Genomic DNA, 732 nt, shown 5'->3' on the forward strand with positions numbered 1-732 from the left:
AGGCACGCCAGATCAAGGGCCATCCCGGGCTGTTGCGGGTGGTGATCGCCCTGCTGCGGCGCACAGACTGGATCCTGTTTACGCTTTTCCTGTTTGCCGCGCTCAGCCTGCTGCGCGCCGTCACCTGGCCAAGCCGCACCCATCTCATCCAGGTCGCGCTCCTGCTCGCGCTGGCGTGGCTGTTCGCGACGGTGCTGTCGCGCATCATCCGCAACCGCCTCGTCGCGCGCACGCTGGGCTGGCTGGCCTGGATCTATGCGGCCCTTGTCATCCTGCACATCAGCGATGACGCGGCCACCGTCCTCGACAGCCTCGCGATCCCGCTTGGCGCGGTCCGGCTTTCGGCGCTCATGGTGCTGAAGGCGGCGCTGCTCCTGGTCGCGACGGTCTGGCTGGCGGTGGTCGTCGGCAATTACATCGACGAGCGCGTCCGCCTCTCCGAGGAACTGACGCCGTCGATCCGCGTCCTCGTCGGCAAGGTGGCCAAGATCGGCCTCGTGCTGGTGGCCGGCGCCGTCGCGCTTTCCGCCGTCGGCCTCGACCTGACGGCGCTGACGGTGTTTTCCGGCGCCGTCGGCGTCGGCCTCGCCTTCGGCCTGCAGAAGGTCGTCTCCAACTTCGTCTCCGGCGTGATCATCCTGCTCGACAAGTCGATCAAGCCTGGCGACACGATCTCGCTCGAAGGCACGTTCGGCTGGATCCGCGAATTGCGGGCGCGCTTCGTCTCGGTGG

The 732-nt window shown here is 67.8% G+C and carries 1 protein-coding gene; it reads left to right on the plus strand.

Annotation, left to right across the window (positions count from 1 at the left end; genetic code table 11):
• Positions 1 to 732: mechanosensitive ion channel domain-containing protein (locus EN742_RS36720; RefSeq protein ID WP_128333976.1), on the plus strand; the 732-nt coding region annotated here is incomplete at both ends.

Source organism: Mesorhizobium sp. M4A.F.Ca.ET.020.02.1.1 (assembly GCF_004022645.1).
Lineage (GTDB): Bacteria > Pseudomonadota > Alphaproteobacteria > Rhizobiales > Rhizobiaceae > Mesorhizobium.